This window comes from Paenibacillus xylanilyticus (genome assembly GCF_013359935.1).
GTDB lineage: Bacteria > Bacillota > Bacilli > Paenibacillales > Paenibacillaceae > Paenibacillus > Paenibacillus xylanilyticus.
Genome location: NZ_JABMCB010000196.1, coordinates 1 through 342, shown reverse-complemented (window position 1 = coordinate 342; position 342 = coordinate 1). Strand labels below are relative to the sequence as shown.

The following is a 342-nucleotide window of genomic DNA, read 5'->3' as shown; positions in this document are numbered from 1 at the left end:
GAGCAAGCATTCATCCCTAAAAGGAATGTTCTAATTCGCAATTTTCGTTTCGATATCTAGTTTTCAAAGAACAAGCTAAATAGACGAAATTCTTTGGTGGAGCCAAGCGGGATCGAACCGCTGACCTCCTGCCTGCAAGGCAGGCGCTCTCCCAGCTGAGCTATGGCACCTCAAATTCCATCAAAACTGAACAAATGGATACGTAACAATGTTGCTGCTCTTCACTTCATCCACACATGAAGTGATGGACCGAAATGAATCGCTGTCGCAGGTTCAGAGAACCTGCTTATTTGAATGTTTCCGCTACGGGAAACGATTCTCCATAGAAAGGAGGTGATCCAG

The 342-nt window shown here is 45.3% G+C and carries 1 tRNA gene; it reads right to left on the bottom strand.

Features of this window, described 5'->3' with window-relative positions:
* Nucleotides 1-94: 94 nt before the first annotated feature.
* Nucleotides 95-170: transfer RNA gene (locus HP552_RS22535), tRNA-Ala, on the bottom strand.
* Between the last annotated feature and the right edge of the window lie 172 nt (nt 171-342).